The organism is Nocardia sp. NPDC051321 (assembly GCF_044455225.1).
In the GTDB taxonomy this organism is placed as follows: Bacteria; Actinomycetota; Actinomycetes; order Mycobacteriales; family Mycobacteriaceae; genus Nocardia.
In genome coordinates this window covers 47173-73210 of the sequence record NZ_JBITEM010000001.1, presented here as the reverse complement: position 1 = coordinate 73210, position 26038 = coordinate 47173, and the positions used below count along the sequence as shown (strand labels likewise).

Here is a 26038-nt window from a genome sequence, read left to right as displayed (position 1 = left end):
CTCCTATCTACCAGGTGCCGGTCGGGACAGCTCATTACCGGTGACGCCGGGCGGCGGGCCGGATCCGTTGTCCGGCACGTTCGGTCGCGGCGCGTTCGCCGAACCACGAACCTGCAGCGCCGGATTGTCGGTGACGCAGTAGTTGTAGAGCCGCACCCTGGTGTCGACGGTTTTATTGGTCGGCACCACGGGGATCGTGTCGTAGTCACAGCTCGGTCGTGGCCAGGGATCGACGAGGGTGTGATAGGCGTTGTCGTGCGCCGGAACGCCGATCGCCTCCGACCCCGTGCGCAGCGCGGGGAACAGCGCCGCGATGGCCGGTGCCCGCAGCTTCACGGCCCTGGTGATCGCGACGAAGTTGGTGACCAGGTTGGTCATCGGGTCCTCGGTGTCGCGCACGATGCCGCCGAGGGTGGCCAGCTGGCCCGGTCCGAGGTCGAGGAACTTGCGTACCTCCTGATCCGCGGCGGTCATCTGCTGGAACAGCGCGCTGGAGCCGGTGGTCAGCGTGGTCAGGTCGGGTTGCGCGTGCGTGGTGGTGTCGGCGATCACCTGGAGGTTCTCGATGAGCTGCCTGGTCTGCGGTAGCAGATCGGTCAGCCCGGCCATTGCTCTGCTCATGCCGGAGATCATGTTGCGCAACCGATCCGGGCCACCGGCGAGAGCCTTGTCGAGTTCGTCGACGATCACATTGAGTCGCGCCGGATTCATCCCGCCGATCAAGCCGCTCATGCTGCCGAGCACCGACTGCACCGTCACCGGCGTCGTCGTCCGTGCGCGCTCGACCACCGCGCCGTCGGTGAGATACGGCCCGCTGTCCACGTCCGGCCGGAAGTCGAGATACTGCTCCCCCGCCGCGGAGAGCCGGCCGACGGCGACGGTGCCGCCCACCGGAATCTTTGCCGTCTTGTCGATTTCGGCGATCGCCGCGATGCCGTCGCCGGATATCCGGACGTCGTCGACCCGGCCGACCCGGGTGCCTCGGAAGGTGACGTCGTTGTTGGCCGCCAGCCCGCCGGAGTTGCGCAGCTCCACCCGCACCGTGTACGTGCTCGGCAGCGGATTGATCCGCAGCACGTTGACGCCGAGGTAGGACACCCCGAGCACGAGCACCAGGATCAGGCCGACATTGGCCACCGCGACCCGACGCCGGACCAGCCATTGCCACAATGGAGGATTCATCGCCCACCGCCCTGCAGCCGGCCGATGACCTTCTCGATGACCTGCGCGAGACTGCCGACAAACGCTGGCACATCACCGATTTCGGGCGGCCTACTGCCCTTCGGATCGGTCAGCGCGCCCACGCTGAGATAGGACACGGTGGCCGCGACCGCGAGCACCGGGCCGTCCAGGCTGGCCGAGATCGACGGGTAGATGGCGTGTAGCCCGTCCAGTGCCCCCGCGAGATCGTCACCCATCTGGGCGAATCCGGACATGAGGCGCTGAATGCTGTCGAACAGGCTGAGGAAGTCCGGGCCGGTGGTGTCGGTGAAGTCGCCGAGCGCGGCCATGGTCACCGAGACCTTGGCGATGAGATCGGCGATGGCCCTGTTGTTTTCGGCGACCAGCCCGATGAGCGGCGGGAAGGTGTCCGCTGCGGCACCCAATTCGGCTTTGCGCCTGGCCAATTCACCGGTCAGCGTGTTGAGTCCGGACAGCACGCCGTCGACGTCGGCGGTGCGCCGGTTGAGCGCGGCGAGCACGTCGGTCATCTCGGTGATCAGATGCGACAGCTCCGGCGCGCGACCGGCGAACATGGAGTTCATCTCGGAGGTGATCCGCGCCGCCTGGTTGAGGCCACCGCCGTTGAGCAGCAGCGAGACCGACATCATCAGCTGCTCCACCGAGGCGCCGGTGGCGGTGTGGTCGGGGGCGATGGTGTCGCCGGACCGCAGCAACTCGGCGCTGTCCTGCTTGGCGGGCAGGGTCATCGCGACGAACATGTCGCCGAGCGGGGTGGCTTGGCGCAGCTCGGCGGTGGTGCCGCGGGGCAGCTGGATGTCCTCGCGGATTCGCATCTCCACGTCGGCGAGGAAGTCGGTGGTGCTGATCGCGGAGACCATGCCGACGTCGGTGCCGCCGATCTTGACGTGCGCGTTCGCCGGCAGGTTGAGGGCGTCGCGGAACACCGCGTGCAGGGTGTAGCTCGGGCCGCCGATACCTGGCTTTGGCAGTGGCACATTGTCCACCGTCACCGCGCAACCCGAACTCGCGCCGACCGCCACCGCGACAGCGATCGTGAACAGCATCGCGCCGCGATTCCGTGCGGTGCGGTGATCGGGCGACGGGCGGGCCGAGCTTCGCGTCCTCATTTGGTCAGTCCGAGCAGCGCGGCGGTGAGCCCGAAGTCCGGGCCGAAATCCTGGATCTTGCCGGTCCGGCAGCCATCCAGACGCATCTGCACCCGCTCGCAGAACACCGACAGTGCTTCGCCGTCGAGGACCGACTTGTCCAGCAGGCCGTGCAGGCGCAGCGCCTGATGTTCCTTGCTGGTCGCGTTGGCGAGATTCTGGAAGAACAGCGGTGTGACGTCGGCGATTTCGGTGACCGAGCGCGCGTTCGCCCGCATCTGCGCGGTGAGGTTGGTGAATCGGGTGAGTGCGCCGAGCAACTGCTCGCGATTGGTGCCAACCACCGTGGAGGTGTTGGTGACGAAGTCGTTGAGCTGGGTCAGCACGGCCTGCAACCCGGGCGCCTGATCACCCATCAGCTGAACCATGTCGGTGAGCCTGCCGCTGAAATCGCGCACCGTCTGGTCGTTCTCGGCGATGATCTGAGTGATCTCGTTGAGTTTCACGATGGTGTTGGAGATCTGGTCGCCATTGGCCAGGCTCACCTCGAACGCCGAGGACATCGCGTCGAGCGTCGCGCGCAGTTTGTCTCCGTTGCCGTCCAGCAGCGGGAAGAGCACCCGGCTCGCCATCGGCCCGGTCTTGTTGTCGCCCTGCAACGCCCGGCCGAGCTGATCGAAATTGTCCAGGATACGGTCGAGTTCGACCGGGGTGCGGGTGTGTTCGAGCGGGATGTGCGCGCCGTCGGCGAGCACCGGGCCGTTGCCCTCGTAAGCGGGCGCGAGCTCCACGTGCCGGTTGGTGATCAGTTGCGGCGAAACGAGTGCCGCGATCGCGTCGGCGGGCACCTTGACGCTCTTGTCGATGGACATGGTCACCTCGACATAGCTGCCCTTGGCGGTCACCGTGTCGACCCGGCCCACCGGGACGCCAAGGATCGCGACGTCGTTGCCCGCGTACAGACCGGCGACGTTCTCGAAATCGGCACTGATCCGCAGATGTTCGCCGAGATACTGATCTGGCAGTCCGCTCAGGCTGTCCGGCAGCAGCGAGCAGCCGGAGGCCACCGCGGCGACCCAGCACAACACGGCGGTTTTCAGGAAAGTACCTATTTTCATCAGTTGCACCCCTGTACCGCGCCGGCGAAACACAACCAGTTGTCCGGGAAGATCCACGGCGCCCACACATCGCCGTAGGGGCCGTTGCCGAGCGCATTGTTGAACTGCCGCAGGGCGACCGGCATGATCTCGTAGAGCGAGTCGAGGTGGTCCCGGTTCTTCTCCAGGCCCTCGGACATGGTGTTCAGGCTCTGGATCATCGGCCCGAGCTGATCGTTGTTCTCCAGGCCCATCTGCTGCAGCAACCTGGAGAGCTCGGCGACGTTGTCCAGCAACGACTTCAGCATGGTCTGGCGCTGCGCGACGGCGTTCCCGATCGCCTCGCCGCGGGTGAGCAGTAGCAGCACGCTGTTGCGATTGTCCGACACCAGCTGGGAAACCTGATCCATGCTCTTCAACAGCACGTCGACCTCGTCGCGGCGATCGTTGATCACCTTGGCGAGCGCGCCGACGCTGTTCAGCGCCGCCACGGTGAGCTGCGGTGAATCACCCATCTGCGTGCTGAGCAGGTCGAGCGACTGGCGCAGCTTGACCGGATCGATGCGCTCGATGTGCTCGAACGACGACTTGTACACCGGATCACGAATGACCTTGCCGAGGTTGTACGGCACGGACGTATTCGCCAGCGCGATCCTGTTGTCCGGCAGCCCTTTTCCGTTGCCGGGCACCAGCTCGACGTGCAACTTGCCCAGAATGGTGGTCATCTTGATGGCCGCGTGCGCGTCCGGGCCGAGCCGCAGATCCCGGCGTACCCGAAGGGCCACCACAACTTTCGCGCCGTCGAGCCGCACCGCGCCCACCGAACCCACTTCGATGCCCGACACATCCACCGACGCGCCCGCCCGCAGTCCCGCCGCCTGAGCGAACTCCGCTTGAATCGTCTTGTCCCCCAGGCGAGCCTCGGACAGCACGCTGGAACCCACCAGCAACAACACCACCGACCCCGCGGCGAGCAGGCCGAGCCACAGCAACCTGTTGCGTGGCAATCGGACGCGTCCGACCAGCGATCGCGCTCGTGTCATCACCGGCACACCTCCGATTGCGAATTGCCGCCGACCTGCGAGAAGAGCCCGGGTGGCAGCAGCACGCCCCACAGCGAGACATCGAGGCGGCAGATGTAGGCATTGGCGTAGGCGCCATAGCTGGTGAATCTGGCGATGCCATTGAGCAGACTCGGCAGCTCGACCGCCGCCTGATCCAGCGAGGCGCCGTTGAGCAGCAGCAGCGCCACCCCGCTCGTCCCATCGTTCTGCGCCCGTGCGATATTCGGCTTCACCTGGCCGATCAGCCGGGCCAGCGAGTCGGTCGAGGTGGCCACCTGGTCGACCGAGCCCTTCAGCGACTCACCCTGCGCGTACAGCGACTCGACCAGCGAACGTGCCTGGGTGATCAGTGTTTCCAGCTCGCCGCTGCGATGCGCGAGCCCGGCGATCACACTGCTCAGGTTGCTGATCACGTCGCCGAGAATCTTGTCGCGCTGGCCGAAGGTGCCAGCGAGCTCGGCGGCCTGGGTGATCAACGCGCTGAGCGAGACATTGTTGCCCTGCAAGGCTTGGATCAGCGTCTCCGACAGCGAATTGATCTGATCCGGTTGCAGCACACTGAACAACGGCTCGAATCCGGACAGCAGCGCGGACACATCGAACGAGGGCTCGGTGCGCTCGAGCGGTATCGCCGAACCCGCCGCGAGCGCCTGCCCGCCGCCCGCGCCCGGCACCAGCGCGATATAGCGCTGCCCGATCAGGTTCTGGTAACGCACCAGTGCCTTCGTGGTGGTGGTGAGCCGCTGCCTGCGCTGGATGCGGAATTCGATGCGGGCACGGTAGTCGCCGTCGAAGTCGATGCCGTCCACCCGGCCGACCCGCACGCCCGCCATCCGGACGTCGTCGCCGACCCGCAGGCCGAGGACGTCGGAGAAGGTGGCGGAGTAGGAATCGGTGTCACCGCTCACCGAACGCTGCAGGGTGGACCAGATCGTGTACGTCAGCACGACAGCGACCACGGCGAAGAGGCTGAAGCCGATCAGCGCCTTACCTGATTTCATGAGCACCGCCCTGGTCCGCCGGGGTCACCGAGCCACCGGCCAGCAGCGGCGAGAGCAGCAGGTACTGCGCGGCGGTCGGCTTACCGCCGACAATCGCCGCAACCGCGTCCGGGCCGCGTAAACCACTGGGTCCTTGGCTATTCGGCGCCGGGTCTTTCGCGGCGGCCGGAGCGGTGAGTCCAGGAATCATCGGAATGCCGGGGATGGCGGGCAGTGCCGGCACCGTCGGCGCTGGGCCGGCCGCGTCCAACCACTTCGGTGTCAACTGTGCCGGATACTCCTGTGGCGGAGCGACTTCCGGCACCGAGGCGCCGCCGCAGCGCGGCCCGGCCATGCTGCCGTAGCGCGGGCAGTCGGCGGCCGTGTACTGCTGGAACGGGGTGAAGGACACGTCCATCTTCCAGATCATCTGGCGACTCGGCCCGAAGCCGAAGACCGAGCGCAACTTCTGCAGGGAGACATTGAGATTGGCGGCCGTCTGCTGTAACGCCCGTGGATCCTCGGCCAGGCTGCCGAACAGTTCGCCGAGGCCGGAGACCACTTCCTTGCCCGCGTCGGGGTTGCGGGCGAACAACGAATTCACCGAGTCGACCGCGCCGCTCGCGTTGGTCAGCAGCGCGACGAGCTGGTCGCGCCGTTCGGTGAGCGTCCGGGCGGTGGTCACCGAATCCGACAGCACCCCGACCAGATCGGGCGCGGACACGCTCAATGCCGTCGTGGCACGGCCGAGATCGCCGAGCAGGTTGCCGATCCCCGGAATGGCATGCATCTGGGTAAGCCAGAGGTCCAGGCGTTCGATGGTGGAACCTGGTACCCGCACGGACGGGTCGAGCGCGTCGGCGAGGGTGGCGAGTACCCGGCCGAGCTTCTCCGGCTGGATATGGTCGAGCACATCCCGCAGCACGCTGAGCGTGGTCTGCAGCGCGACAGTGCCCTCGCTGGTGTCCTCGGGAATCTCCGCTCCGGCGCGCAAGGTCTCGGTGGTCTGTCCGTTGTCGACGAGCTCGATCGCCGTCACGCCGAAGATGTTGCTCGGTATCACCCGCGCCGTGACAGCAGCCGGAATCAGCGACGCCACAGCCGGTTTCAGATCGATCTCGGCGCGCTGCCGCTCGCCCTTGGCGACCACCTGCACACCGGCCACCGAACCGACGGTCATGCCGCGGAACTTCACGTCGGCGTGTTCGGGTAGCCCGTCGCCGGTGCTGGTGAGCAGGGCGACAACGCCGACGTTGTCCTCGAAACGGCCGGTGTAGCGCAAACCGAGCAGGAACAACAGCAGCAGTACGACGGTCGTGAGCGCGATGCCCGCGAGCGAGAGCTGCCTCGGGCTCGGTCCGCGGCCACTGGGATCGATGATCATGTCGCCGCCTATCCCGAGATCCGGATGCCGGGATCGATGCCCCAGATCGCCAGCGTGAGAAACAGATTCGCGAACACCATGACAACGATCACCATCTTGATCGCGCGTCCCGCCGCCTGCCCGACCCCCTCGGGCCCGCCGGTGGCGACGTAGCCGTAGTAGCACTGCAGGAACGTCGAAATCAGCACGAACACCACCACTTTGAGCACCGAATAGAAGACATCGGTGCCGTTGAGGAACTGGAAGAAGTAGTGGTCGTAGGTGCCCGCCGAGGTGCCGCCGAGAAACAGCACCGACAGCTTGGTCATCAGATACGCGACCGCCAGTCCCACGCTGTACAGCGGGACGATGGTCAATGTCGCCGCGATCATTCTGGTGCTGATCAGGTACGGAAGTGGGCGGATGGCAATGGATTCCAGCGCGTCGATCTCCTCGGATATCCGCATCGCGCCGAGCTGCGCGGTGAATCGGCAGCCCGCCTGAATCGCGAAGGCCAGGGTCGCCAGGATCGGCCCGATCTCGCGGGTGGTGGCGAACCCGGAGATGGCGCCGGTCAGCGGGTTCATCGTGAGCAGGTTCAGCGCAGTGTAGGACTCCATGCCTACGGTGATCCCGCCGAAGCCACACAGGATGACGACGACGCCGACGGTGCCGCCACCGACGATCAGCGACCCGTTACCCCACCCGACGTCGGCGGTGAGCCGAAGTACTTCCTTGCGATAGTGCTTCAGCGCGAACGGTATTGCCGCGATCGCCGCGACGAAGGTGATGGCCTGATGACCGAGCCGCTGATTGGCCCGCACCGGGCCGCGGACAGCGCCGCCGACCATCCGGAAGGGTTGCAACGCCGGTGGCGTATAGCGCGAGCCCATCTCAGAGCACCTTCGCCGGGAACAGCGTGTTGTAGACCTGGGTGATGATGATGTTGGTGGCGAACAGCATCAGCGCGGAATTGACCACCGCCGCGTTCACCGAGTTCGCGACGCCGCCCGGCCCGCCCCTGGTGTGCAGGCCGATATCGCAGGCGATGATCGCGGTCAACGCGCCGAAGATGGCGGCCTTCAGCAGCGCGACGATCAGATCGTTCGCGACGGCGAAGGAGGCGAACGTGCTGATGAACGAGCCCGAGGTGCCGCCCTGCGCGTAGACATTGAACAGATAGCCGGTGGCGAAGCCGACGAAGACCACGAATCCGCACAGCAGCATGCTCACCAGCACCGCGGCCGCCAGCCGGGGCGCGACCAGCCTGCGGATCGGATCGACGCCCATCACCTTCATGGCGTCGATCTCCTCCCTGATGGTGCGGGAGCCGAGGTCGGCGCAGATGGCCGAGCCGACCGCCCCCGCGATCATCAGCGAGGTGACCAGCGGTGCGCCCTGCCGAATGATGCCGAGCCCGCTGACCGCGCCGATGAAGGTGGTCGCGCCGACCTGACTCACCAACGCGCCCAGCTGAATCGAGACCACCACCGCCACCGGTATCGCGACGAACACCGTCGGCGCGGCCGACACACTGGCCATGAACGCGCACTGCTTGATGAATTCCTGGAACGGGAACCGGCGCGTGAGCAGCGCGCGCAGCATCTCGATTACCGCGTCGCGGCCGAGCCGCACCTGCCTGCCCAGCGTCTCCAGCGAGCGCTGCGGGTGCCGCTGCCACAGACCCCGCAGGTCGTCGACGGCTTTCTCCAGATCGGTCCGATCCGGCGGTCGTTCGGTGCTGGTCACGAGTTACTGCCTCTCCAACGCACGACTCCGCGTCGCTGACGCTCGTTCACGCGGCGCCGCTCAACTGCCGCTGCAGCAACACGAGGAGGTAGCCGACGACGGCGATGCCCGCCACGACGGTGCTCAGCACGGCCAGCCACAGGCCGAACCGCAGCACCGGATTGACCCGCCTGCGGCCGCCGAGGACCTGCACGCCGATCACCACGATGTCGATGAGCCAGACCAAGATCATCATCAGGTCATGCACACATTCGAGAAGGTGAGCACCGGCCAGCACACGATCGACCCCAGGAACGAGATGACCACGTCGATGCCGTGCATATCGCGGAGGTGGCCGGTGTGGGTGAGCGTCCAGACCACACCGATCAACCCGTACGGTATGCCGAGAATGATCAGCGTTCCGAGGAACTCCGAGACCTTCATCTCGTAGCTGAATATCCGATCCAGCCTCTTGAGCATGCGCGTCCTTTCGCGTGCCGGTCGAAGACGACCGGCCGCCCACGGCAGCACCCGAATAGGGACCCACCGTTGGATCCAGCCGGACACCTCGCGGTCCGGTATGGGCCCGTATGTTACGCACGATTCCGGACTTTGCGGAAGTCTTTCGCGTACATTCACTGCCAGACAGCCAGGAATATCCCCACGCAGCCCGACTCGTTGACGCACAGGTCCCGATGGACTTAAGTTATCAGTAGTTCACATACTATTTACGCCTTGCGGAGTCGATTCCGGACACGAGAGGACTCCCCCATGACCGCCGCCGCTCACCCCTCGGAACACACCGCCGCACTGTCGAAGGACCGCACGCGGATCCACATCGGCACCGCCCACCGCCCGGTCACCAAGCGCCCGCTCGCGCTGACCGACGCGCTGGACTTCTGGTCCTTCGCGGGTGCGGCGGCCAACGTCGCAATGCAGATGGCGCGGCCCGGCGTCGGATACGGCGTCGCGGAGAGCAAGGTCGAGTCAGGCTCATTGATGCGGCACCCATGGAAGCGGGCCCGCACCACGACGCAGTATCTGGCGGTCGCGATTATCGGCACCGAGCAGGAGCGTCTCGCCTATCGAGAGGCGGTGAATGTCGCCCACCGGCAGGTACATTCAGCGCCAGACGCCCCGGTGAAGTACAACGCGTTCGACCGGGATCTCCAATTATGGGTCGCCGCTTGCCTGTACATCGGCTTCGAGGACACTTACCAACTGCTGCAAGGCCGAATGAGCGACGAGCAGGCCGAGGCGTTCTACGTATCGTCCTCGACGCTGGGCACCACCCTCCAGGTGACCGAACAGATGTGGCCCGCCACCCGCGCGGAATTCGATCAATACTGGAACAAGGCCTGCGAGCAGGTCGTCATCGACGAGTTCGTGCGCGATTACCTGAATGACCTGCTGAACCTGCGAATGATCCACTGGGGTTTGCGCCTGCCGTTCCGAAACCTGTTGAAGTTCCTGACAATCGGCTTCCTGGCCCCAATCTTCCGCGAACAACTCCAGGTCGAATGGACGTCCACCGATCAACGCCGCTTCGAGCACCTCTTCGTCTTCGTCGCTTTCGTCAACCGATTCATCCCGCGCTTCCTCCGCCACGCCGGAACCCACAGCCTGATGGCGGACGTCCGCCGCCGAATCCGCAAGCACAAGAACCTCATTTGAGCCGGGGACCGAACATGACACCGCCGTCCGGACGCTGAGCGCCCGGACGGCGGAGACCCCTCGAGGAAAGCCCTACGGGCACAACGCGTGGCCGAGCATGCCGACCAGGTCGGGCATCGAATCCAGTCCCTTGTTGAAGGCGAAGGTGACCGCGCGGCCGTCCGGTGTCGCGCCGGATACGGTGTTGTAGCCATAGATTCCGCCAGAATGACCGAAATACTCTGCACCGCATGGCAATTTGACGTATCCGAGGCCTAGTCCGTAATGCATCTGAGTGCCTTCGTCCATCAGCACGCCGTCGCGCATCTCGCGCAGTTCCGCGTCGGGAACTATCTGACCGGCGAGCAGGGCCGAGTAGAAGCGGTTCAGATCGGCGCCCGTCGAGATCAGCGCGCCCGCCGCCCATGGCACCGATGGTTCGACGCGGGTGACGTCGGTGAGCGTACCGTCTACTACCGCATAGCCTTTGGGATGCGGGCCGCGGATTTCGTGATCACCCGGGCCGGGTAGATAGGTGTCGGCCAGCCCATGCGGCTGCAGGATACGCCGATTCAGTTCATCGACATACGGCGCGCCGGTTACCTTTTCGACCAGCATGGCCGCGACGTAGTAGTTGGTGTTGCTGTACTCGAAGCGGGTGCCTGGCGCGAAGTCGGCGGGACGGCTCAGCGCGATCGCCATTCCCTCGGCGGGAGTCATGATCCGGTTCTCCTGTGCCGCCTGGTATTCGTCGACGCGTGGATCCTTGGCGAACTCCGGCAATCCGCTCTGGTGGCGCAGGACCTGGCGAACCGTGATGGCACGGCCGTCGATCCCGTCCCCCTTCAGCAGGCCGGGCAGATAAGTTTCTACCGGCTCGTCCAGCCGCACCTTGCCCTCCGCGACGAGCTGCAAAACGATCGAGCTCACAAAGGTTTTCGAGATGCTGCCGATCCGCACGCGCTGCGCCGTATCCGCAGGCATCTTCGCGCCCGCGGCGATATCGGCGACACCGCTGGCGAGCGCGACCGTCTTACCGTTATCGGTGACGGTGGCAATCGCCCCGGTCGCCCCCGACGCCACGATGGTGTCGATATCGGCCTGCACGGCTCGAATCTTGTTGTCCGGCACGCCAGCAGGCGCGGCATCCGCCTGCCGATCCGACGTGCACCCGGCGAGCAGGGCAACCGCGGCGAGGGCGACGATGTTCGGTCCGTATCGCATACCTGAACGCTATGCAGCGGACGCCGCCACCCACATCGGGGACGCACCCCGAGATTTTCCCTGATCTCACCTACCCTTCGAGGATGAGTCGGCCGCTGCACTTGCGCTGGAGCGCACTCCAACTTCTACAGTCGTCCCCATGACCAGCACTCAGCACTCCTCCGGCCAGCACGATCGTTTCGAGCGCGGACTCGCGCTGCTCCGGCAAATCGGTGGGCAGGAACGCCCAGCGGTGCTGGACAGCCTCGCCGATATCGCTCCCGATCTGGGCCGCATCACCGTGGAATTCGGCTACGGCGACATTCTCTCCCGCCCGGGGCTTACCCTGCGCGAGCGACAGCTGGCCACCGTCGGCGCGCTGGCCGCCCTGGGCAACGCGGCACCCCAGCTGCGGTTCCACATCGACGGCGCGCTCAACGTCGGCAGCACCCGGACGGAGATCGTCGAGGTGCTCATCCACGCGAGCGTCTACGCGGGCTTTCCGGCGGCGCTGAACGGCCTGAACGCCGCCAAGGAGGTGTTCGCAACGCGTACGGATCTGGCCGCCGAGCCCGCCGCGCCCGGGACGCCGGACGGCGACCGATTCGAGCGTGGTTCGGCCACCCTGGCCGAGGTCGACGGGCACGCGGGCGAGCAGGTCATCGCGTCATTGCAGGACATCGCGCCCGACTTCGCCCGGTTGCTCATCGAGTTCTCCTTCGGCGACATCTACTCCCGGCCGGGTCTCGATCTGAAGACGCGCGAGATCGTGTCGGTGGCCATGTGCACCGCGCTCGGTGTCGCCCCGCAGCTCGGCGTGCATATCCACGGCCTGCTCAATGTCGGCGGCACGGAGACCGAGGTGGTCGAGGTGCTGATCCAGATGGCCGGGTACGCCGGATTCCCCGCCGCGCTCAACGGAATCGCAGTGGCACGCACGGTCTTCGCCGAGCGCAAGACCCATCAGAATTCCGAAGTCTGATATCGGCGATCCCATTGGCCCACCCGTCGCCCGACCGCCACCCCTCATGGAATCGCTATGCGATGCTGTTTTTTTACGGAGACAGTCCTAGTGTCGTTGACATGGCGAAACTACTTTTTGTACTGACCGGTGCCGACACCTGGACCCTGGCCGACGGCACCCCGCATCCGACCGGATTCTGGGCCGAGGAATTCGCCGTGCCGTATGAGGCGGCGAAGGCCGCGGGCCACGAGGTCGTCGTCGCCACCCCCGGCGGCGTCGTGCCGACGGTCGATCAGGGCAGCCTGTCCCCCGACTTCAACGGCGGCCAAGAAGGCGCCGACAAGCGCGCCGCGGTGCTGGCCGCCAGCACCGAGCTGCGGCACCCCGTCAAACTGTCCGAGGTCGACCTCGCCGACTATGCCGGCGTCTTCTATCCCGGCGGTCACGGGCCGATGGAGGATCTCGCGGTGAACGCCGAGTCCGGCGAACTCCTTACCGCCGCACTGCAATCCGGCAAGCCGCTGGCCATCGTGTGCCACGGCCCCGCCGCGCTGCTCGCCGCGGTCGGCCCCGACGGCAGCAACGCCTTCGCGGGCTACACCCTCACCGGCTTCACCAACCTGGAGGAGCAGCAGGCCGGCCTGGCCGACAAGGCCAAGTGGTTGCTGCAGGATCGGCTCGTCGAGTTCGGCGCCGACTTCCAGGAGGGCGAGCCGTGGGCGCCGAAGGTCGTCGTCGACCGCAACCTGATCACCGGGCAGAACCCGGCCTCGTCCGCGTCGGTGGCCGCGGAATTGCTGCAAGCGATCGGCTGAGGTTCCGCTCGCTAAGAACACAACTCTCGTGTGGGGAATCGACGGGGCGGTAGAGACGTTGCTTCCCGAAGCAACGTCGCCGCGCGACGTCGTACCGGCTCGTCCGCTTTCGCGTAATTCTACTTTGGAAGGAACCGAACTCATGAGCGAACGAAGTGAGCGAATCATGTGCCAGTGCGCCTTGCGCATGACGGAGCCGAGCGCTAGCGAGGCGGAGTCATGAGCACCAACCTCCACGCACGGCCCGCCGAAGCGTCCGGCACCTTCGCGCTCGGCGGTGACCTTCCCGTCCACCGGCTCGGCTACGGCGCCATGCAGCTGACCGGTCCCGGCGTCTGGGGTGATCCGAAGGACCCCGACGAGGCGGTCCGGGTGCTGCGCCGAGCCGTCGAACTCGGCATCAATTTCATCGACACCGCCGATTCCTACGGGCCGTTCGTCAGCGAACAGCTCATCCGGAAGGCCTTGCATCCCTACAGCGATGACCTGGTGATCGCCACCAAGGCCGGGTTGACCCGCAGCGGGCCCGGCGACTGGCGTCCGGTCGGCAGGCCCGAATACCTGCGCCAGCAGGCCGAACTCAGCCTGCGCAATCTCGGCGTCGAGCAGATCGGCCTCTACCAGTTGCACCGCATCGATGCCAAGGTTCCACTGGCCGATCAGCTCGGTGAGCTCGTGCTGCTCCAGCAGGAAGGCAAGATCCGTCACATCGGCGTATCTCAGGTGAGCGTCGAACAGCTGCGGCAGGCGCGCGAAATCGCCACCATCGTCTCGGTGCAGAACCTCTACAACCTGACCAACCGCACCGACGAGGACGTGCTCGACTACGCCGAGCGGGAGAACATCGCGTTCATCCCGTGGTTCCCCATCGCCACCGGTGAGCTCGCCAAGCCGGGCGGCCCGCTCGACGCGATCGCCAAGGAACACGGCGCGACCCCGGCACAGCTCGCCCTGGCCTGGCTGCTGCGCCGGTCGCCGGCGATGCTGCCCATTCCGGGCACCTCCAGCGTCGCGCATCTGGAGGAGAACACCGAGGGCGCGCGGATCACGCTGACCGACAAGGAGTTCGAGGCGCTGTCCGCGGCTGCCTGAATCAACCCCGGCACACAGCGGGCTCGGCTTCGGCCGGGCCCGCCTTTTTACTTGTCGGCCGCCCTGCGGAAGCAGTAGGCCGAGGCGGCGAGGTATTGGTGGCAGCGGGCGCCGTGGCCGCCGTGCACGGTAAGGATGAATCGCGCTCGGTCGTAGCTGAGACCCACCGGATCCTGTGCGCAGTCGCGGCTCTGTACCAGCCACAATTCTGGTACATCCGAGCGCAATACGTCCATTGTTCACCTCCGAGTAAAGTCTGTGCACCCGGCGCCTAAAGGCGCCCCCGGATTCACGCGCGACACGGATGGATCGGGCCGTGTCGGGACCGTGCATCGGATTCCGGAATGCCGGCGCCCTGGTAAGGGTTTGGGCAGAACCCCGGCGCCGGGTGCTGATTCAGCGTGCATGTTGCGATTCGGTGGATAACAGACCCGAATGCGGTAATTGCGGGTAGTTTCCGTTTGTATCAGCCTGGTGCGAGGAGTCAGGACCTATGGTTGAGATCGACTGGACGGGCGAGGATGTCCGTGCGCTTCGCGCCGCGATGCGGCGAAGTCGTTACGAATTCGCGCGTCTGGTGGGCGTCACCCCGCGCACCGTGGTCTTGTGGGAAAACGGCCGGACAACCCGGATGCATGCCGCAAGCCAACGTCTGCTCGACCAGGTCGTGTCAAAAGCCGATCCGGTCGTCGTCGCACGATTCGAGCGTGCCGTCACCGCGGGCCGGGACTCCGGCTTCGATCCCGAAGCCGCCGCCTCGGCGCCCGATACGGATACCCAGCTCGGTAGGGACATCGGGCTCGACAAGGAAGTCGAGGATGACGACGTGAGAAGGCGAGAGTTATTGGCCTGCATCGGGATCGGCCTGACCGGCAAGGCCGCGGACCTGGTCGCGGGCGAGCCGGAGAAGATGCTGGCCACCCTTGATGCCGGGTCGATCAGCGAACGGCGGCTCGGGCTGCTCGAGCAGTCCGCGGCGGCGCTCGGCAAACGCGTGGTGCAGGTGCCGCCGCACGAGCTGCTACACACCACACTCGAGCAATTCCGTACCGTCCGTGGCACTCTCGCGCAGCGACAGGCCACCCACCATCAGGTCCGGCTGGTGCGCACCGCGGGCAGGCTGGCCAATGTGGTCGGCGAAATCCTGTTCAACGAAGGACATTTGGGACAGGCCAGGATGTGGTACGGCACCGCGATCCACGCCGCGCAAGACATCGGCGATCGCTATTCCGAGGATATCGCGCTGGCCGGTCTCGCATATTTACCGACGTATAGTGACAAACCGAGGGAAGTCTTGAACTTGCTCGGTGGGCGTCTCGAAGAAAATCCGGCGCACGGTCCCGCCGCGGCCTGGCTGTGGGGAATGGCGGCCAGAGCGCACGCCAGCTTGGGAAATGCCGTCCAGTTTGCTCGGTGTATCGAGAAATCCGGCCGCGCATTGGAAAATGTTGGGCAAGAAGAGCTTACGGTGGGGATCTTTTCCTATCGCCCGGAAAAACTCGCCTTCTATCAGGCGATCGGCTACTCCAATCTCGGCCACGCCACCGAAACCGCCAAGGCCGCGGCCCGCGCGCTGGCCCTCTACGACCCACAGGAAACAATGGAGCCCGCCCTTGTCCGCTTCGAACACGCCACCGCGTTGCTGAGCGCAGGCGAGATCGACGAAGCGTGTTCCGTTGCGACACAAGCGATCACCAGCCATCACACCTATATCGGCCTGACCGTCACCAAGCGCGCCAGGCAGTTCGACGCGGCGCTCACCGGATTTCGCGGGCGCACAGTGACGGAGTGGCGTCAGCATGCCCGCTCGGTGATCGAGTCGGCGCGAGTGAAGGCATAGCGGACCGCGGCGCCGCGGCGCTATGACTTCGCGGTGTCCTGTGGGTGGCCGCGGTGCATGATGGCGTCCAGCCAGCCGCTGATCTGTTGCGTTTGTGCGTGTGTCGGACGTCCGGCCGCCCAGCGGCGGGCAGCTTCGATCAACGTCTCAGGCAGTGTGGGGGTGAACCGTTGATTCGTCATACGTCCATGATGCACTGGGGCGCAGCGAAGTACGAGTAGGGGGCGGGGCGCGCCGGTCAGCAGGGGGGATGTGGACCGACGCACCCCGCCTATACGGGTGGTTTCGGGTGGTTCGGTGAACCTCAGGGACTTTCGTTGGACATGGCCTCGATGAGTGACTTGGGTCGCATATCGAGCCAATGGGTTTCGACGTAGTGCAGACACGCTTTACGGGCGGCGGCGCCGTAGGCGATGGTCCATCCGCCCGGCACGGCGGCGAAGATCGGCCAGAGGGAGTGCTCGCCCTCCTCGTTGATCAGCACATAGAACTGCGCGCCATCGTCATCGAAAGGGTTGTTCATCGGGTTTCCTTCTTCCTGGTTGGGTCAGGTGTGGGGGGTCTCAGGTGCGGTCAGCGTGCTCCAAGAGGGTGGTGCGGACGTGGCCGATCCCGGCCGAGCAGCCGGGTGGCGAGCAGTGAATTGCCGCCGTGTTCGAAGAAGTTGGCGTCCAGGCCGATCCGGTGGTCGCCGAGGACCTCGGCGAAGCAGGTACAGAACTGCCGCTCCAGTTCCGTCGCGGGAGCGCGGAACTCGGTGGCGCGCGCCTCGGGCTCGGGAAACGCGGCCCGATTGACCTTGCCGTTCGCGTTGCGCGGCAGGGTTTCCAGGTGGCGAAGCACGGCGGGAACCAGGTAGCTGGGCAGCAGATCCGCTACCGCGGCCCGGCCAACCGGCATGCACACCACATCGACATCGGTCACCTCGTGGCAGGTGACGTCGACGGTGGCCTCCGTCGGTCCGTACAGGTCGTGCACCCGCGCTCCGATCACCCTCACGCGCCCGCTGCGCGGCCAGCGCGGGCAATGCCTCTCCGGAGGCGAATACGTTGCGGAGCGTAATGCACTCCTTTGCCCTTCGCTCGAGAATGAACATCGACAACATGGACGGTCCGACCTGCAGCGGCCAGCAGAATTCCCACACGGAAACGTTGAAAGTGGCGGGTGTCTTTGCAGTCCTACGTCGTCGGCGCCGAGCCGGTAGGTCTGCGGCATCCACAGCGGCCGGTTCACGGTGGCGGCGTATGGCACGGCGACGCCCTTCGGGTGACCGGCCGAGCCGGAGGTGAACAGTACGCAGGCGGTGTGCGCCGAGGTCAGCGCGCCGATCCGGTCCACCGACGTCAACGGTGTCGACGCATAACCGGTGCGGTCGAGCCGATCGGTCCGGATCTGCCGGGCCGCACCATGTTCCAGATCCCGCCCGGAGATGAGCACGCGCGCCGGTCGGGCCCTGGCGGGGATCAACCGCGCCTCGAAGTCCCTGAGCAACGCGCCGTCACTCGCCTGGCGACGATCGCGCCCACCTTCGATGACCCGGTGTGCGCCCGCGGCATCGAGCGGCGGCAGATCGCTCACCGTGCTATCGATGTCGTCGATGATCGCCCGCAGTAAACGAACGAACCAGTGCGCGTAATCGGCGATGGTGGCTTCGTCGAATAGATCCGTGGCGTAGGCGAATTCCGCCCGGATCCCCGCCGGTGCCGAACCTTCCCTGAGTCCGGCACCGGCGAAGCTTTCCGTGACCGCCGTGCGTGCGGCAACCCCCGAGCTTTCGGTCACCGTTGAGCTCTCGGTCACCGTGAGCAGGAGGTCGAACTTGGTCACTCCGGTGTCCAGGGTACTGGTCAGCACCGACATGTCGGGCAGTTCGAACGTGATTGGTCCGGCATTGTCGAAGGCGAGCATGACCTGAAACAGCGGATGCCGTGCTCGCGAGCGTTCCGGGTTGATGGCATCGACTAGCTGCTCGAACGCGAGTTCGGCGGGTCCGAGGGCGGCGAGGTCGACTGCACGGACCCGGGCGAGTAGCGCCGAAACGGGCGCATTCTCATCGATCCGGGTGCGCAGCACCAGCGTGTTGACAAACATCCCGACGAGTTCGTCGAGTGCACGGTCGCCGCGACCGGCGACCGGAGTGCCGATCACGATGTCGGTGCTGCCGGACAGCCGCGCCAGCAACGCCACAAGCGCGGCATGCACCACCATGAACGGCGAAACACCTTGGGCGCGGGCGAGGCTGGCGATACCGGCGGGTAGCTCGAAGCCGAACACCGCACCACGCCCGGAGCTGACCGGCGGCCGTGGCCGATCGCCGGGCCTGCCGAACGGCTCGGCCACCAATCGCGCCGCGGTCAGTCCCGGCTGCGCCACATAACCCCGGGCGAGCTGTACCCCCGACAGATACAGCTCACCCGGCGCCCCGACCGGTACCGGCCGCAGCAGCGAATCGAGCACGAAGAGCCGGGTGTTGAACACCGGCGCGCCGATCGGCACCGAGAGGGTATCGGTGTTGATCACTTCGTGAAAGGTGACGTCGAAGGTGGCCAGAGTCTTCTGCAACACAACGTCTTCGGTGCGCGGCCCGAAGGCGGCCTGCATCCGAACGAGCCACGGCTCGAGCATCTGCGCGTACCAGATGCCCAGCTGCGCGGTGGGCGGAAACGATTCCGGGGGCGCGGACTCGGCGATTTTCGGCGGCGGTGTGCTGAATCCACCCAACTCCGTACCGCGCACCCGAGCCTCCTGAATTGGCGAAACAACAGCTGGCCGAATGGTTTTGGGCAGGGCGAATAAGCCACTGCGTCGGCGGGACGATCCCGGACGCATGGCGTCGACCATCACAGGCGATTCGGCTCAAGCGCGTAACGCGAAGGCGTCACCGCGCGCGATCCGACAGATTCCCGCCGTCGGCCTGACTCTCGCTCGTTCCTCCAACTTCACTGCCGCTCGACGGGCGTCGCGGCGGTGTCAGCTACGTCACACGGGAGTGATCCGTGCATTGCGAACACTAGGCGCTCGATCAATAAAAAGGAACTTTTCCCTTAAAAGCTTTGGGCGCCCGTCCAGGGCGGCTACCAGCGCCCGTCTCCCACATCACCGCCCGAGGTAGTCCGCGACGTTTTCCGCGATCATCACCGTGGTCGCCTGCGGGCCGCGGCTCAGCGGCACCGGGACGACGGAGAGATCTATCACCGATAAACCGGCCACGCCGTGCACTCGGCACAACTCGTCCACCACCGCTCGCTCGTCGTCCGCCGAGCCCATCCGGCAAGTTCCGGAGAGATGTTGCGAGGTAGCCAGATTCGCGTACAGCCAGGCATCGGCGGCTTTCGGCGGCCCTGGCACCGGGGTGGTCCGTGCTCGCGCGGACATCCGGTGCAGCACCTCTGATGCCGTCGCGACCGCGCCGCGCAGCCGGGCTCGATCGTGCTCGGCCGCGAGATATCGGTGCTCGATCAGCGGCGGTATCGCCGGGTCGGCCGAGCGCAGCCGCAACGCGCCCGCGGACTGTGGTCGCATCAGGGCGACACCGAGGCGCTGTATGCCGGGCGTGAAAGCGACCGTGTACGGCCGGATTTCGATGTCGTCCAGCTCCAGCACGTATTCCAGTGGGACGGTTGCCCGTTCGGGTGCGTCGAGTCGGTATTCGAGACCGACCTCGGGGTGGTCGGTGAACCAGGCGCCGACCGGTGCGGGATGCACGACCGGGATATCGAGTGCCCGAAGATGTCCGGCATCGCCGATGCCGGAACGCAGGAGCATCGCGGCGGATTCGATCGCGCCCGCGCTGAGCACGATGTGGTCCGCCCAGAGAGTCTCGGCCCGGTCTTCGCGCACGACATCGACGCCGATCGCGCGCGTACCGCGAAAACGAAGGCGTAACACCGTCGTTGCGTCCTGAACAGTGAGGTTCGGCCTGGACAACGCGGGCAGTAGGTAGCCGGATGCGGTGCTTACGCGCCGGCCGTCATCGATATTGCATGGCACCGCGCCGACACCGTCCGAGGCGGAGACCGCGTTCAGATCGGGTACTACCGGAAAGCCAACTGCCGCACAGGCACTGGCGAATTCTTCACTCAGCGGCACCGGATTCGCGCTGCGGCGCACCGGAATCGGACCGGCCGCACCGTGCCAGGAATCCTCACCGAAATCGAGATCACGCTCCGATCGGCAGTACGTGGGCAACACCGCATCGAAGGACCACATCTTCGACGAACCCAGCTCGCGGCTCCATGCCGCGAAGTCCGCCACGGTGGCCCGCACGAAGTAGCTGCCGTTGACCGCGCCGGACCCACCGATCACCTTGCCGCGCACGATGTTTCCCGCGACCGCGACCCCATCGTCGGCGAGGGTGACCGGATAACGCCACAGCCATGGCACGTCCGCGCCGACTGGCAGCCGGGTGGCGTCGAGCAGCTCCGCGGGAAAGCCGTCCGGCGCGCGCCACAGCTGTCCGGCTTCCAGCAGTCGGACGGTGTGGTCCGGATTCTCGCTCAGCCTCGCCGCGAGCACGCAGCCCGCGGTACCGCCCCCGACGATGAGCGTGTCGGTCATCCGAACCTATCCGATCAGTGTGACCGCGCCGATCAGTGTGACGGCGCAGTAGGTTTCAGCGATTCCGGGCTGCGCGCGCGGAACGCGCCGACCCAGAGGCCGGTGCCGTAGGCGATGTCATCGAGCCGCTTGTATGCCACGTAACGCACCGGATCGAGGCCACCGGCATCGCGATGGGTGAACCAGTCGGCCAGGCCGTCCGCGACGGCCATGGTGATCGCGACGCGCCGAATACGCCGCGAGGCAAGCATCGCCAGCAGCGTCACCGGCCAGTAGTGCCTGCACATCGCCGAGGCCAGCCGCCACAGACCGGCGAAGAAACCACGGGACAGATAGATCGCGGCGATCCGCGTCGGGTTGTCCAGCTCCGCGAAGACCCGGCGTAGTCGGACCAGCGCGGTGACCAAGGTGATCACCCCGCCGATCAGTCCCCACTTCGACAGCGTGGCGAACAGGAACGCGGCCAGCATCGTCCAGGAGGGCAGTGACAGCGGCGAGACCATTCCGGGATGGCGCTCGCCGAGCGGCGCCGCGCCCGTGCCGTAGAACATCTTTCGGCCGAACCAGGCGCGGAAGGAGACCCGGTGGTCGTGCGCGACATGGGCGGCGGGCTCGTAGCGCAGCCGCCAGCCCGCCTGCTCGAGCCGCCAGCACAGATCGACATCCTCGGCGACCAGCATCGACTCGTCGAAGCCGTCCTGAGCCAGCAGCGCCCGGCGGCGCACCAGCAGCGCGGCGCTCGGCACGTACGAGACCAGACCATGCGACTGCACGGCCGCCTCCCGCCTGCCCAGGTCCAACGAGGAGCGGGTGTGCTCGTAGCGGGCGAGGGCATTGGACTCCGGGTCCAGCGCGACGATCCGCGGGGCGACCAGCGCCACCTCCGGATCGCTGAAGTGCCCGAGCATCACCTCCAGCCAGCCGCTGCGCGGCACCACATCGGAATCGAGGAACGCGACGAAGTCGGTTGTCGCGGCCTTCAATCCGGCATTGCGCGCGGCGGCGGGGCCCTGCTTCTCGTCGTGCCGCAGCACGGTCACCCGGCAGCGGGTGCCGCGGTCGCGCGGGATCTGCACCGGCTGGTCCGAGCCGTCGTCGACCACGATGACGTTGTGCCCGCGCAGTGCCGCGAGCAACCGGGCGAGGCCGTCGGCGTTGTTGTGCAGTGGCACGATGACGGTGACGTCCTCGGGGGACGGGAGCAGCCGGGGACGCGGGTTGGCAACTCCGGAGTCGAGCAGCCGTCTGGCAACGGTCGCCGACTTCGGTCCGGTCACCTCGAGGTACCCGTCGCCGATCATCTCGGCGGCCTCCGGGGCAAGTCGCAGCAACCGGGCGGGCGAACCGCCGATCAGCACTCGCCCTCCGGAGTATGCGCGTACCCGTGGATCAATCCGCACCCCGAATCCGTCGGGCAGGCGATCATGGCGCATTCCTGGCATGCTAGGCGGAGATTCGCGCGCAAGCATCATCAGCTCGGTTAAAAGGACAGAATTCCGCACGAAACAGCGTCGCTCGAGCCGCTGACACGTGTTGCGGCAGACGATGAAGCGCAGGCTTCTGCTCGAATCCAGCATCCGGCAACGCGGCGGCAACCGGCCGGTCGGGACCGGCAGGCGGCCGCCGCGCGAGGGTTAGCATCCGACTGGCTATTCCCATGGCATCAGGCGAGCGGGTTCTCGTCACAGGCCCGAGCCGGGGGACGAACAGGGGGAAATACGCTCGGGCGCGTCACGGACAGCGTCAGTGGCACCGGCGCGGGTTTGCGCGCACTCGCGCGCGGCGTCACCCGCCGCGAGTGATCGACCGACGAGCGCGGGATCAACCGCGCGGTGTCGGCCAGCGCCGCCTCGCCGTAGCCTTGGACGCATTCCGGGTCCGGCCCGTCGGCGGGCAGGCCGGTGAAGAACTTGGCCGCCATGCAGCCGCCCCGGCAGGAGTCGTAGTGGCTGCACGACGCGCACGCGCCGCCGCCGCTCGGCTCACGCAGCTCGGCGAACAACGCGGAGTCGTGCCACACCGCACGAAAACCACCGTCCGACACCACATTTCCGGCATGGAACCGGTCATGAATGGCGAACGGGCAGGCGTACACGTCGCCGAGCGGATCGACCAGGCAGACCACCCGGCCCGCGCCGCACATGTTCAACCCGGGCAGCGCCTGACCGAACGCGGACAGGTGGAAGAACGAGTCGCCGGTGAGCACGCCGTCGCCGTTGCGCACCAGCCAGTCGTAGAGCACGCGCTGCTGATCCTGGGTCGGATGCAGGTCGTCCCACACGTCCGCGCCGCGACCGGACGGGCGCAGCCTGGTCAATCGCAAGGTAGCGCCATACTTTTCGGCGATGGCCCGGAATTCGTCGAGCTGACCGATGTTGTGCCTGGTCGCCACGACCGACACCTTCGCATCGCGGAAGCCCGCTGCCGCAAGGTTTTCCAGTGCGCGGATGGCCATGTCGTAGGAGCCGGGCCCGCGCACCGCGTCGTTCACCGCCGCGTCGGCACCGTCCAACGAAATCTGTACGTCGACATAGTCACTCGCGGCCAGCCGGGTCGCGACCTCCGGGGTGATCCGAACTCCGTTGGTGGAGAACTTCACTCCGACGTGGTGCGCCGTCGCGTAGTCGACCAGCTCCCAGAAGTCCGGGCGCACCGTCGGTTCGCCGCCGCCGATGTTCACGTAGAAGATCTGCATGCGCTCGAACTCGTCGATCAGCGCCTTGCACTGCTCGGTGCTCAGCTCCCGCGGGTCGCGGCGGCCGGACGAGGACAGGCAATGCACACAGGACAGGTTGCAGGCGTAGGTGAGTTCCCAGGTGAGGCAAATCGGTGCGGCCAGACCGTTTTCGAACCGATCGACCAGGCGCACCGCCGTGTCGGACGGCGGGACCACCCCCGCCGTCGACGGCGCCTGCGCCGCGCGAACGGCGGCGGGCGCCAGCGGAGCATCGGCGGGCGCACCGATGATCATGTCGGAATCGACAAGCTGTGTCAGCGCTTTCACGTACTGCGCGGCATTCGCGTCGGTGACGCCCGCCGCCTCGATGGCCGTGCGGGCCGAGGTGTGCTCCGGCAGCGACCGCACGATCTCGACGATCCGCGGGCTCTTCAGGAAGGAGAGCTTGCGGGTGCCGAAGTGGTAGAGCAGCGCGCCGAACGGTTCCGGCCGCAGGGCCACCCTCGGATGTAGCTGCCATCGGGTATCGAGATCGAGCATGGTCTCCACCGCCTGTCAGTAAACGCCGCACATGCCGTCGATGGACACCTCTTCGATGAGGGTCTCCTCGATCAGCGGTGTGGCGTCGTCGCGTGCCTCGACTGTGCCGACCGTTCCCGAGTGGTCGGTGTCGGCGTGTCCGTTGGATCCGTATTCCGGCATCTCTACCTCCGAGCGAGCGATCCGTTGCCTGCGGACACCAGCTGGTGGCCGCGATCACACGATAACGTCATTCACTGACAAAATGGAACCTGTTCTAGCAAACGGAGCAACATCTGGACAGATACTGCTGGTCGATGGTTCCGCCCAGCGGCACGCACACCGAACCGGCGACAGCCGCGCCCTCTAGACTTCGGATGGAAAGCAGCTGAACAGGACGTGACGGGCGACACGCGCCCGCGGTGGTAGAGGTGGCATGGGAGTCGGACGAATGCAGGCGAGCGGAGGCGGCAATACCCTGTCGGAGTCCGAGATCGTCGAGGCCGCGCTGCGGGTGGTCCGCGAAGACGGCGTGGAGAAGCTGTCGATGCGGCGGCTCTCCCGCGAACTCGGGGTCTCGCCGATGGCGCCGTACTACTACGTCGCGGACAAGCGCGAGCTGCTCGACCTGGTCGCCACCGCCGCACTGACCGGAGTGCGCACCCCACCAGCGGAATCCGGCCCGTGGCAGCGCAGGCTGCGCGACCTGATCGACCAGATCGACGACAAGCTGCGCAAGCACCCCGGGCTCGGCGACGTACTCATCGAGCAGATGCTCGGCAAGCAACTCGACCTGATCGCGGCCATCATGGAGATCCTGTTCGAGGCGGGCTTCAACGATCGCAATGTGCTCGCCGCGTACGCGACGATCCACACCTACCTGTTCGGCCGCAGCCGGGTGAATCCGCGCGATCGCGCGCCGCTGTCCGACGTCGCGCTGCCCGAGGCGGTCGAGCGCGCCACCAAGCACATGGCCGACCTGCGCGGTAAGTACGCATACGACTTCGGCATGGAGGTGCTGATCTCCGGTCTGGAGGCTCAGCTTGTCCGGCAGCCGCAGTCCGACGTACGATAAAACTGAAACACGTTCTAGTTTTGGCAGGGTGTAGGTCCCCTGCCTGGTTCGAAAGGACGACATGACGACTGTCGAGGTTCCACATGGTTCGCGTTCGGTGGTATTGCGGGTGGCCGCGGTCATCACCGAAACGACCGATACCTGCTCGCTGGTCTTCGACGTCCCCGACGAGATGACCGAGCGCTTCCGCTACCAGCCCGGCCAGTTTCTCACCTTACGCATCCCCAGCGAGCGCACCGGCTCGGTGGCGCGGTGCTATTCGCTGGCCAGCTCGCCGTACACCGACGACCGGCCGAAGGTCACCGTGAAGCGGACGGCGGACGGTTACGGCTCGAACTGGTTGTGCGACAACCTGAAAGCGGGCGACTCGCTCGAAGTACTACCGCCCTCAGGCGTTTTCACGCCCAAGGATCTCGACGCGGACCTGCTGCTGTTCGGCGCGGGCAGCGGCATCACCCCGGTGATGTCGATCCTGAAGTCGGCGCTGGCGCGCGGCAACGGCCGAATCGTGTTGGTGTACGCCAATCGTGACCACGAATCGGTGATCTTCGCCGCCGAATTGCGCGAGCTCGCCGACAAGCATCCGCAGCGGCTGACCGTGATCCACTGGCTCGAACACCTGCAGGGACTGCCGACCGCCGACGCGCTGGCCACCCTGGTCGCCCCGTACCAGGGCTACGAGGCGTTCATGTGCGGGCCGAAGCCGTTCATGGATCGGGTGCACGACGCGCTCGGTCAGCTCAGCGTGCCGCGCTCGCGCACGCACGCCGAGGTGTTCAATTCCCTTGCGGGAGACCCGTTCGCGGATCAGGCGCCGGTCGAGGTGTCCGAAGAGGAGGCAGCCGGTGCGGCGACGGTCGAGGTGGAACTCGATGGCGAGGTACACGAGCTGAAGTGGCCACGTAAGCAGACACTGGTGGACATCATGCTGGCCAAAGGCCTCGACGTGCCGTACTCCTGCCAGGAGGGCGAGTGCGGTTCGTGTGCGTGCACGGTGCTCGAGGGCAAGGTGGAAATGGACAGTGCCGACATCCTCGACCCGGAGGACATCGAGAACGGCTACATCCTCGGCTGCCAGGCGCATCCGGTGACGGATCACCTCAAGATCCAGTTCTGATTT

General features: G+C 66.3%; 26 protein-coding genes and 1 pseudogene. 7 read left to right on the top strand and 20 right to left on the bottom strand.

All coding sequences use genetic code 11. From position 1 onward, the window contains the following. Positions 1-3 precede the first annotated feature (3 nt). From ACIA8C_RS00400 to ACIA8C_RS00355, 10 genes are read right to left on the bottom strand one after another with little or no spacing between them, the layout of a single operon-like run. On the bottom strand, positions 4-1182 hold the full coding sequence (locus tag ACIA8C_RS00400) for an MCE family protein (protein ID WP_397130105.1): 1179 nt from the start codon (positions 1180-1182) through the stop codon (positions 4-6). Continuing rightward, positions 1179-2249, bottom strand: a complete 1071-nt coding sequence (locus ACIA8C_RS00395) for an MCE family protein (protein WP_397130721.1) — start codon at positions 2247-2249, stop codon at positions 1179-1181. Before ACIA8C_RS00395 ends, ACIA8C_RS00400 begins: the two co-directional genes overlap by 4 nt. 59 nt (positions 2250-2308) lie before the next feature. Continuing rightward, complete coding sequence (locus tag ACIA8C_RS00390) at positions 2309-3409, bottom strand: MCE family protein (RefSeq protein ID WP_397130104.1); 1101 nt, start codon at positions 3407-3409, stop codon at positions 2309-2311. Then, the gene (locus tag ACIA8C_RS00385) at positions 3409-4431 is read right to left on the bottom strand and encodes an MCE family protein (protein WP_397130103.1); all 1023 of its coding nucleotides are present in this window, start codon (positions 4429-4431) and stop codon (positions 3409-3411) included. The genes ACIA8C_RS00390 and ACIA8C_RS00385 overlap by 1 nt, the downstream gene beginning before the upstream one ends. Next, positions 4431-5453, bottom strand: a complete 1023-nt coding sequence (locus ACIA8C_RS00380; RefSeq protein WP_397130102.1) for an MCE family protein — start codon at positions 5451-5453, stop codon at positions 4431-4433. Before ACIA8C_RS00380 ends, ACIA8C_RS00385 begins: the two co-directional genes overlap by 1 nt. After that, entirely contained in the window at positions 5440-6816 is a 1377-nt protein-coding gene (locus ACIA8C_RS00375; protein WP_397130101.1) for an MlaD family protein, read from the bottom strand. The genes ACIA8C_RS00380 and ACIA8C_RS00375 overlap by 14 nt, the downstream gene beginning before the upstream one ends. An 8-nt stretch (positions 6817-6824) precedes the next feature. Beyond that, positions 6825-7688 (bottom strand): ABC transporter permease, encoded by an 864-nt coding sequence (locus ACIA8C_RS00370; protein WP_397130100.1) that lies wholly within the window; start codon positions 7686-7688, stop codon positions 6825-6827. A gap of 1 nt (position 7689) precedes the next feature. Next, positions 7690-8544 (bottom strand): MlaE family ABC transporter permease, encoded by an 855-nt coding sequence (locus ACIA8C_RS00365; protein ID WP_397130099.1) that lies wholly within the window; start codon positions 8542-8544, stop codon positions 7690-7692. Between the two features lie 46 nt (positions 8545-8590). Beyond that, complete coding sequence (locus ACIA8C_RS00360) at positions 8591-8779, bottom strand: hypothetical protein (protein WP_397130098.1); 189 nt, start codon at positions 8777-8779, stop codon at positions 8591-8593. Next, the gene (locus ACIA8C_RS00355) at positions 8779-9003 is read right to left on the bottom strand and encodes a hypothetical protein (RefSeq protein WP_397130097.1); all 225 of its coding nucleotides are present in this window, start codon (positions 9001-9003) and stop codon (positions 8779-8781) included. The genes ACIA8C_RS00360 and ACIA8C_RS00355 overlap by 1 nt, the downstream gene beginning before the upstream one ends. A 291-nt stretch (positions 9004-9294) precedes the next feature. Here ACIA8C_RS00355 and ACIA8C_RS00350 point away from each other — a divergent pair, with 291 nt between their 5' ends. Next, entirely contained in the window at positions 9295-10197 is a 903-nt protein-coding gene (locus ACIA8C_RS00350; protein ID WP_397130096.1) for an oxygenase MpaB family protein, read from the top strand. Positions 10198-10269: 72 nt separating this feature from the next. Here the strand turns inward: ACIA8C_RS00350 and ACIA8C_RS00345 are convergent, their stop codons facing one another. Then, positions 10270-11400 (bottom strand): serine hydrolase domain-containing protein, encoded by a 1131-nt coding sequence (locus tag ACIA8C_RS00345; RefSeq protein WP_397130095.1) that lies wholly within the window; start codon positions 11398-11400, stop codon positions 10270-10272. 139 nt (positions 11401-11539) lie between these two features. On the opposite strand from ACIA8C_RS00345, the gene ACIA8C_RS00340 reads away from it, so the two are divergent. The 3 genes from ACIA8C_RS00340 (at position 11540) to ACIA8C_RS00330 (ending at position 14250) form a co-directional block, all read left to right on the top strand. Beyond that, positions 11540-12361: a carboxymuconolactone decarboxylase family protein gene (locus ACIA8C_RS00340; RefSeq protein ID WP_397130094.1), complete on the top strand. Its 822-nt coding sequence runs from the start codon at positions 11540-11542 to the stop codon at positions 12359-12361. Between the two features lie 101 nt (positions 12362-12462). Further along, complete coding sequence (locus ACIA8C_RS00335) at positions 12463-13158, top strand: type 1 glutamine amidotransferase domain-containing protein (RefSeq protein ID WP_397130093.1); 696 nt, start codon at positions 12463-12465, stop codon at positions 13156-13158. A 219-nt stretch (positions 13159-13377) separates the two neighbouring features. Further along, the gene (locus ACIA8C_RS00330) at positions 13378-14250 is read left to right on the top strand and encodes an aldo/keto reductase (RefSeq protein WP_397130092.1); all 873 of its coding nucleotides are present in this window, start codon (positions 13378-13380) and stop codon (positions 14248-14250) included. 47 nt (positions 14251-14297) lie between these two features. On the opposite strand, the gene ACIA8C_RS00325 is transcribed toward ACIA8C_RS00330, so the two are convergent. Continuing rightward, positions 14298-14486: a hypothetical protein gene (locus ACIA8C_RS00325; protein WP_397130091.1), complete on the bottom strand. Its 189-nt coding sequence runs from the start codon at positions 14484-14486 to the stop codon at positions 14298-14300. A gap of 257 nt (positions 14487-14743) precedes the next feature. On the opposite strand from ACIA8C_RS00325, the gene ACIA8C_RS00320 reads away from it, so the two are divergent. Further along, complete coding sequence (locus ACIA8C_RS00320; RefSeq protein WP_397130090.1) at positions 14744-16090, top strand: helix-turn-helix domain-containing protein; 1347 nt, start codon at positions 14744-14746, stop codon at positions 16088-16090. A 20-nt stretch (positions 16091-16110) separates the two neighbouring features. Here the strand turns inward: ACIA8C_RS00320 and ACIA8C_RS00315 are convergent, their stop codons facing one another. The 8 genes and pseudogenes from ACIA8C_RS00315 to mftA form a co-directional block, all read right to left on the bottom strand. Continuing rightward, on the bottom strand, positions 16111-16272 hold the full coding sequence (locus ACIA8C_RS00315; protein ID WP_397130089.1) for a hypothetical protein: 162 nt from the start codon (positions 16270-16272) through the stop codon (positions 16111-16113). 122 nt (positions 16273-16394) lie between these two features. Continuing rightward, complete coding sequence (locus tag ACIA8C_RS00310; protein ID WP_396991206.1) at positions 16395-16613, bottom strand: MbtH family protein; 219 nt, start codon at positions 16611-16613, stop codon at positions 16395-16397. 50 nt (positions 16614-16663) lie between these two features. Then, the gene (locus ACIA8C_RS00305; protein WP_397130088.1) at positions 16664-18826 is read right to left on the bottom strand and encodes a condensation domain-containing protein; all 2163 of its coding nucleotides are present in this window, start codon (positions 18824-18826) and stop codon (positions 16664-16666) included. Between the two features lie 360 nt (positions 18827-19186). After that, positions 19187-20647 (bottom strand): mycofactocin system GMC family oxidoreductase MftG, encoded by a 1461-nt coding sequence (gene mftG, locus ACIA8C_RS00300; RefSeq protein ID WP_397130087.1) that lies wholly within the window; start codon positions 20645-20647, stop codon positions 19187-19189. Positions 20648-20679: 32 nt separating this feature from the next. Continuing rightward, on the bottom strand, positions 20680-22080 hold the full coding sequence (gene mftF / locus ACIA8C_RS00295; RefSeq protein WP_397130086.1) for a mycofactocin biosynthesis glycosyltransferase MftF: 1401 nt from the start codon (positions 22078-22080) through the stop codon (positions 20680-20682). Between the two features lie 230 nt (positions 22081-22310). Then, positions 22311-23618, bottom strand: a complete 1308-nt coding sequence (gene mftC / locus ACIA8C_RS00290) for a mycofactocin radical SAM maturase (protein ID WP_397130720.1) — start codon at positions 23616-23618, stop codon at positions 22311-22313. Between the two features lie 51 nt (positions 23619-23669). Next, positions 23670-23864, bottom strand: a pseudogene (gene mftB, locus ACIA8C_RS00285) (mycofactocin biosynthesis chaperone MftB); the annotation flags it as partial. 15 nt (positions 23865-23879) lie between these two features. Continuing rightward, positions 23880-24026, bottom strand: a complete 147-nt coding sequence (mftA, locus tag ACIA8C_RS00280) for a mycofactocin precursor MftA (RefSeq protein ID WP_397130085.1) — start codon at positions 24024-24026, stop codon at positions 23880-23882. 268 nt (positions 24027-24294) lie between these two features. Between mftA and mftR2 the strand changes: the two genes are divergently transcribed. Both mftR2 and ACIA8C_RS00270 read left to right on the top strand, forming a co-directional pair. After that, positions 24295-24918: a mycofactocin system transcriptional regulator MftR2 gene (mftR2, locus tag ACIA8C_RS00275; RefSeq protein WP_397130084.1), complete on the top strand. Its 624-nt coding sequence runs from the start codon at positions 24295-24297 to the stop codon at positions 24916-24918. Between the two features lie 61 nt (positions 24919-24979). Continuing rightward, a complete protein-coding gene (locus ACIA8C_RS00270) occupies positions 24980-26035 on the top strand; it encodes a 2Fe-2S iron-sulfur cluster-binding protein (protein WP_397130083.1) in 1056 nt (351 codons plus the stop codon). Positions 26036-26038: the final 3 nt, after the last annotated feature.

Excerpts from the sequence above, each read along its gene's own strand:
- ACIA8C_RS00400 (WP_397130105.1), bottom strand. The coding sequence starts at position 1,182 with ATGAATCCTCCATTGTGGCAATGGCTGGTCCGGCGTCGGGTCGCGGTG.
- ACIA8C_RS00395 (WP_397130721.1), bottom strand. The coding sequence starts at position 2,249 with ATGCTGTTCACGATCGCTGTCGCGGTGGCGGTCGGCGCGAGTTCGGGT.
- ACIA8C_RS00390 (WP_397130104.1), bottom strand. The coding sequence starts at position 3,409 with ATGAAAATAGGTACTTTCCTGAAAACCGCCGTGTTGTGCTGGGTCGCC.
- ACIA8C_RS00385 (WP_397130103.1), bottom strand. The coding sequence starts at position 4,431 with ATGACACGAGCGCGATCGCTGGTCGGACGCGTCCGATTGCCACGCAAC.
- ACIA8C_RS00380 (WP_397130102.1), bottom strand. The coding sequence starts at position 5,453 with ATGAAATCAGGTAAGGCGCTGATCGGCTTCAGCCTCTTCGCCGTGGTC.
- ACIA8C_RS00375 (WP_397130101.1), bottom strand. The coding sequence starts at position 6,816 with ATGATCATCGATCCCAGTGGCCGCGGACCGAGCCCGAGGCAGCTCTCG.
- ACIA8C_RS00370 (WP_397130100.1), bottom strand. The coding sequence starts at position 7,688 with ATGGGCTCGCGCTATACGCCACCGGCGTTGCAACCCTTCCGGATGGTC.
- ACIA8C_RS00360 (WP_397130098.1), bottom strand. The coding sequence starts at position 8,779 with ATGATGATCTTGGTCTGGCTCATCGACATCGTGGTGATCGGCGTGCAG.
- ACIA8C_RS00355 (WP_397130097.1), bottom strand. The coding sequence starts at position 9,003 with ATGCTCAAGAGGCTGGATCGGATATTCAGCTACGAGATGAAGGTCTCG.
- ACIA8C_RS00350 (WP_397130096.1), top strand. The coding sequence starts at position 9,295 with ATGACCGCCGCCGCTCACCCCTCGGAACACACCGCCGCACTGTCGAAG.
- ACIA8C_RS00345 (WP_397130095.1), bottom strand. The coding sequence starts at position 11,400 with ATGCGATACGGACCGAACATCGTCGCCCTCGCCGCGGTTGCCCTGCTC.
- ACIA8C_RS00340 (WP_397130094.1), top strand. The coding sequence starts at position 11,540 with ATGACCAGCACTCAGCACTCCTCCGGCCAGCACGATCGTTTCGAGCGC.
- ACIA8C_RS00335 (WP_397130093.1), top strand. The coding sequence starts at position 12,463 with ATGGCGAAACTACTTTTTGTACTGACCGGTGCCGACACCTGGACCCTG.
- ACIA8C_RS00330 (WP_397130092.1), top strand. The coding sequence starts at position 13,378 with ATGAGCACCAACCTCCACGCACGGCCCGCCGAAGCGTCCGGCACCTTC.
- ACIA8C_RS00325 (WP_397130091.1), bottom strand. The coding sequence starts at position 14,486 with ATGGACGTATTGCGCTCGGATGTACCAGAATTGTGGCTGGTACAGAGC.
- ACIA8C_RS00320 (WP_397130090.1), top strand. The coding sequence starts at position 14,744 with ATGGTTGAGATCGACTGGACGGGCGAGGATGTCCGTGCGCTTCGCGCC.
- ACIA8C_RS00315 (WP_397130089.1), bottom strand. The coding sequence starts at position 16,272 with ATGACGAATCAACGGTTCACCCCCACACTGCCTGAGACGTTGATCGAA.
- ACIA8C_RS00310 (WP_396991206.1), bottom strand. The coding sequence starts at position 16,613 with ATGAACAACCCTTTCGATGACGATGGCGCGCAGTTCTATGTGCTGATC.
- mftG (WP_397130087.1), bottom strand. The coding sequence starts at position 20,647 with ATGACCGACACGCTCATCGTCGGGGGCGGTACCGCGGGCTGCGTGCTC.
- mftF (WP_397130086.1), bottom strand. The coding sequence starts at position 22,080 with ATGCGCCATGATCGCCTGCCCGACGGATTCGGGGTGCGGATTGATCCA.
- mftC (WP_397130720.1), bottom strand. The coding sequence starts at position 23,618 with ATGATCATCGGTGCGCCCGCCGATGCTCCGCTGGCGCCCGCCGCCGTT.
- mftA (WP_397130085.1), bottom strand. The coding sequence starts at position 24,026 with ATGCCGGAATACGGATCCAACGGACACGCCGACACCGACCACTCGGGA.
- mftR2 (WP_397130084.1), top strand. The coding sequence starts at position 24,295 with ATGCAGGCGAGCGGAGGCGGCAATACCCTGTCGGAGTCCGAGATCGTC.
- ACIA8C_RS00270 (WP_397130083.1), top strand. The coding sequence starts at position 24,980 with ATGACGACTGTCGAGGTTCCACATGGTTCGCGTTCGGTGGTATTGCGG.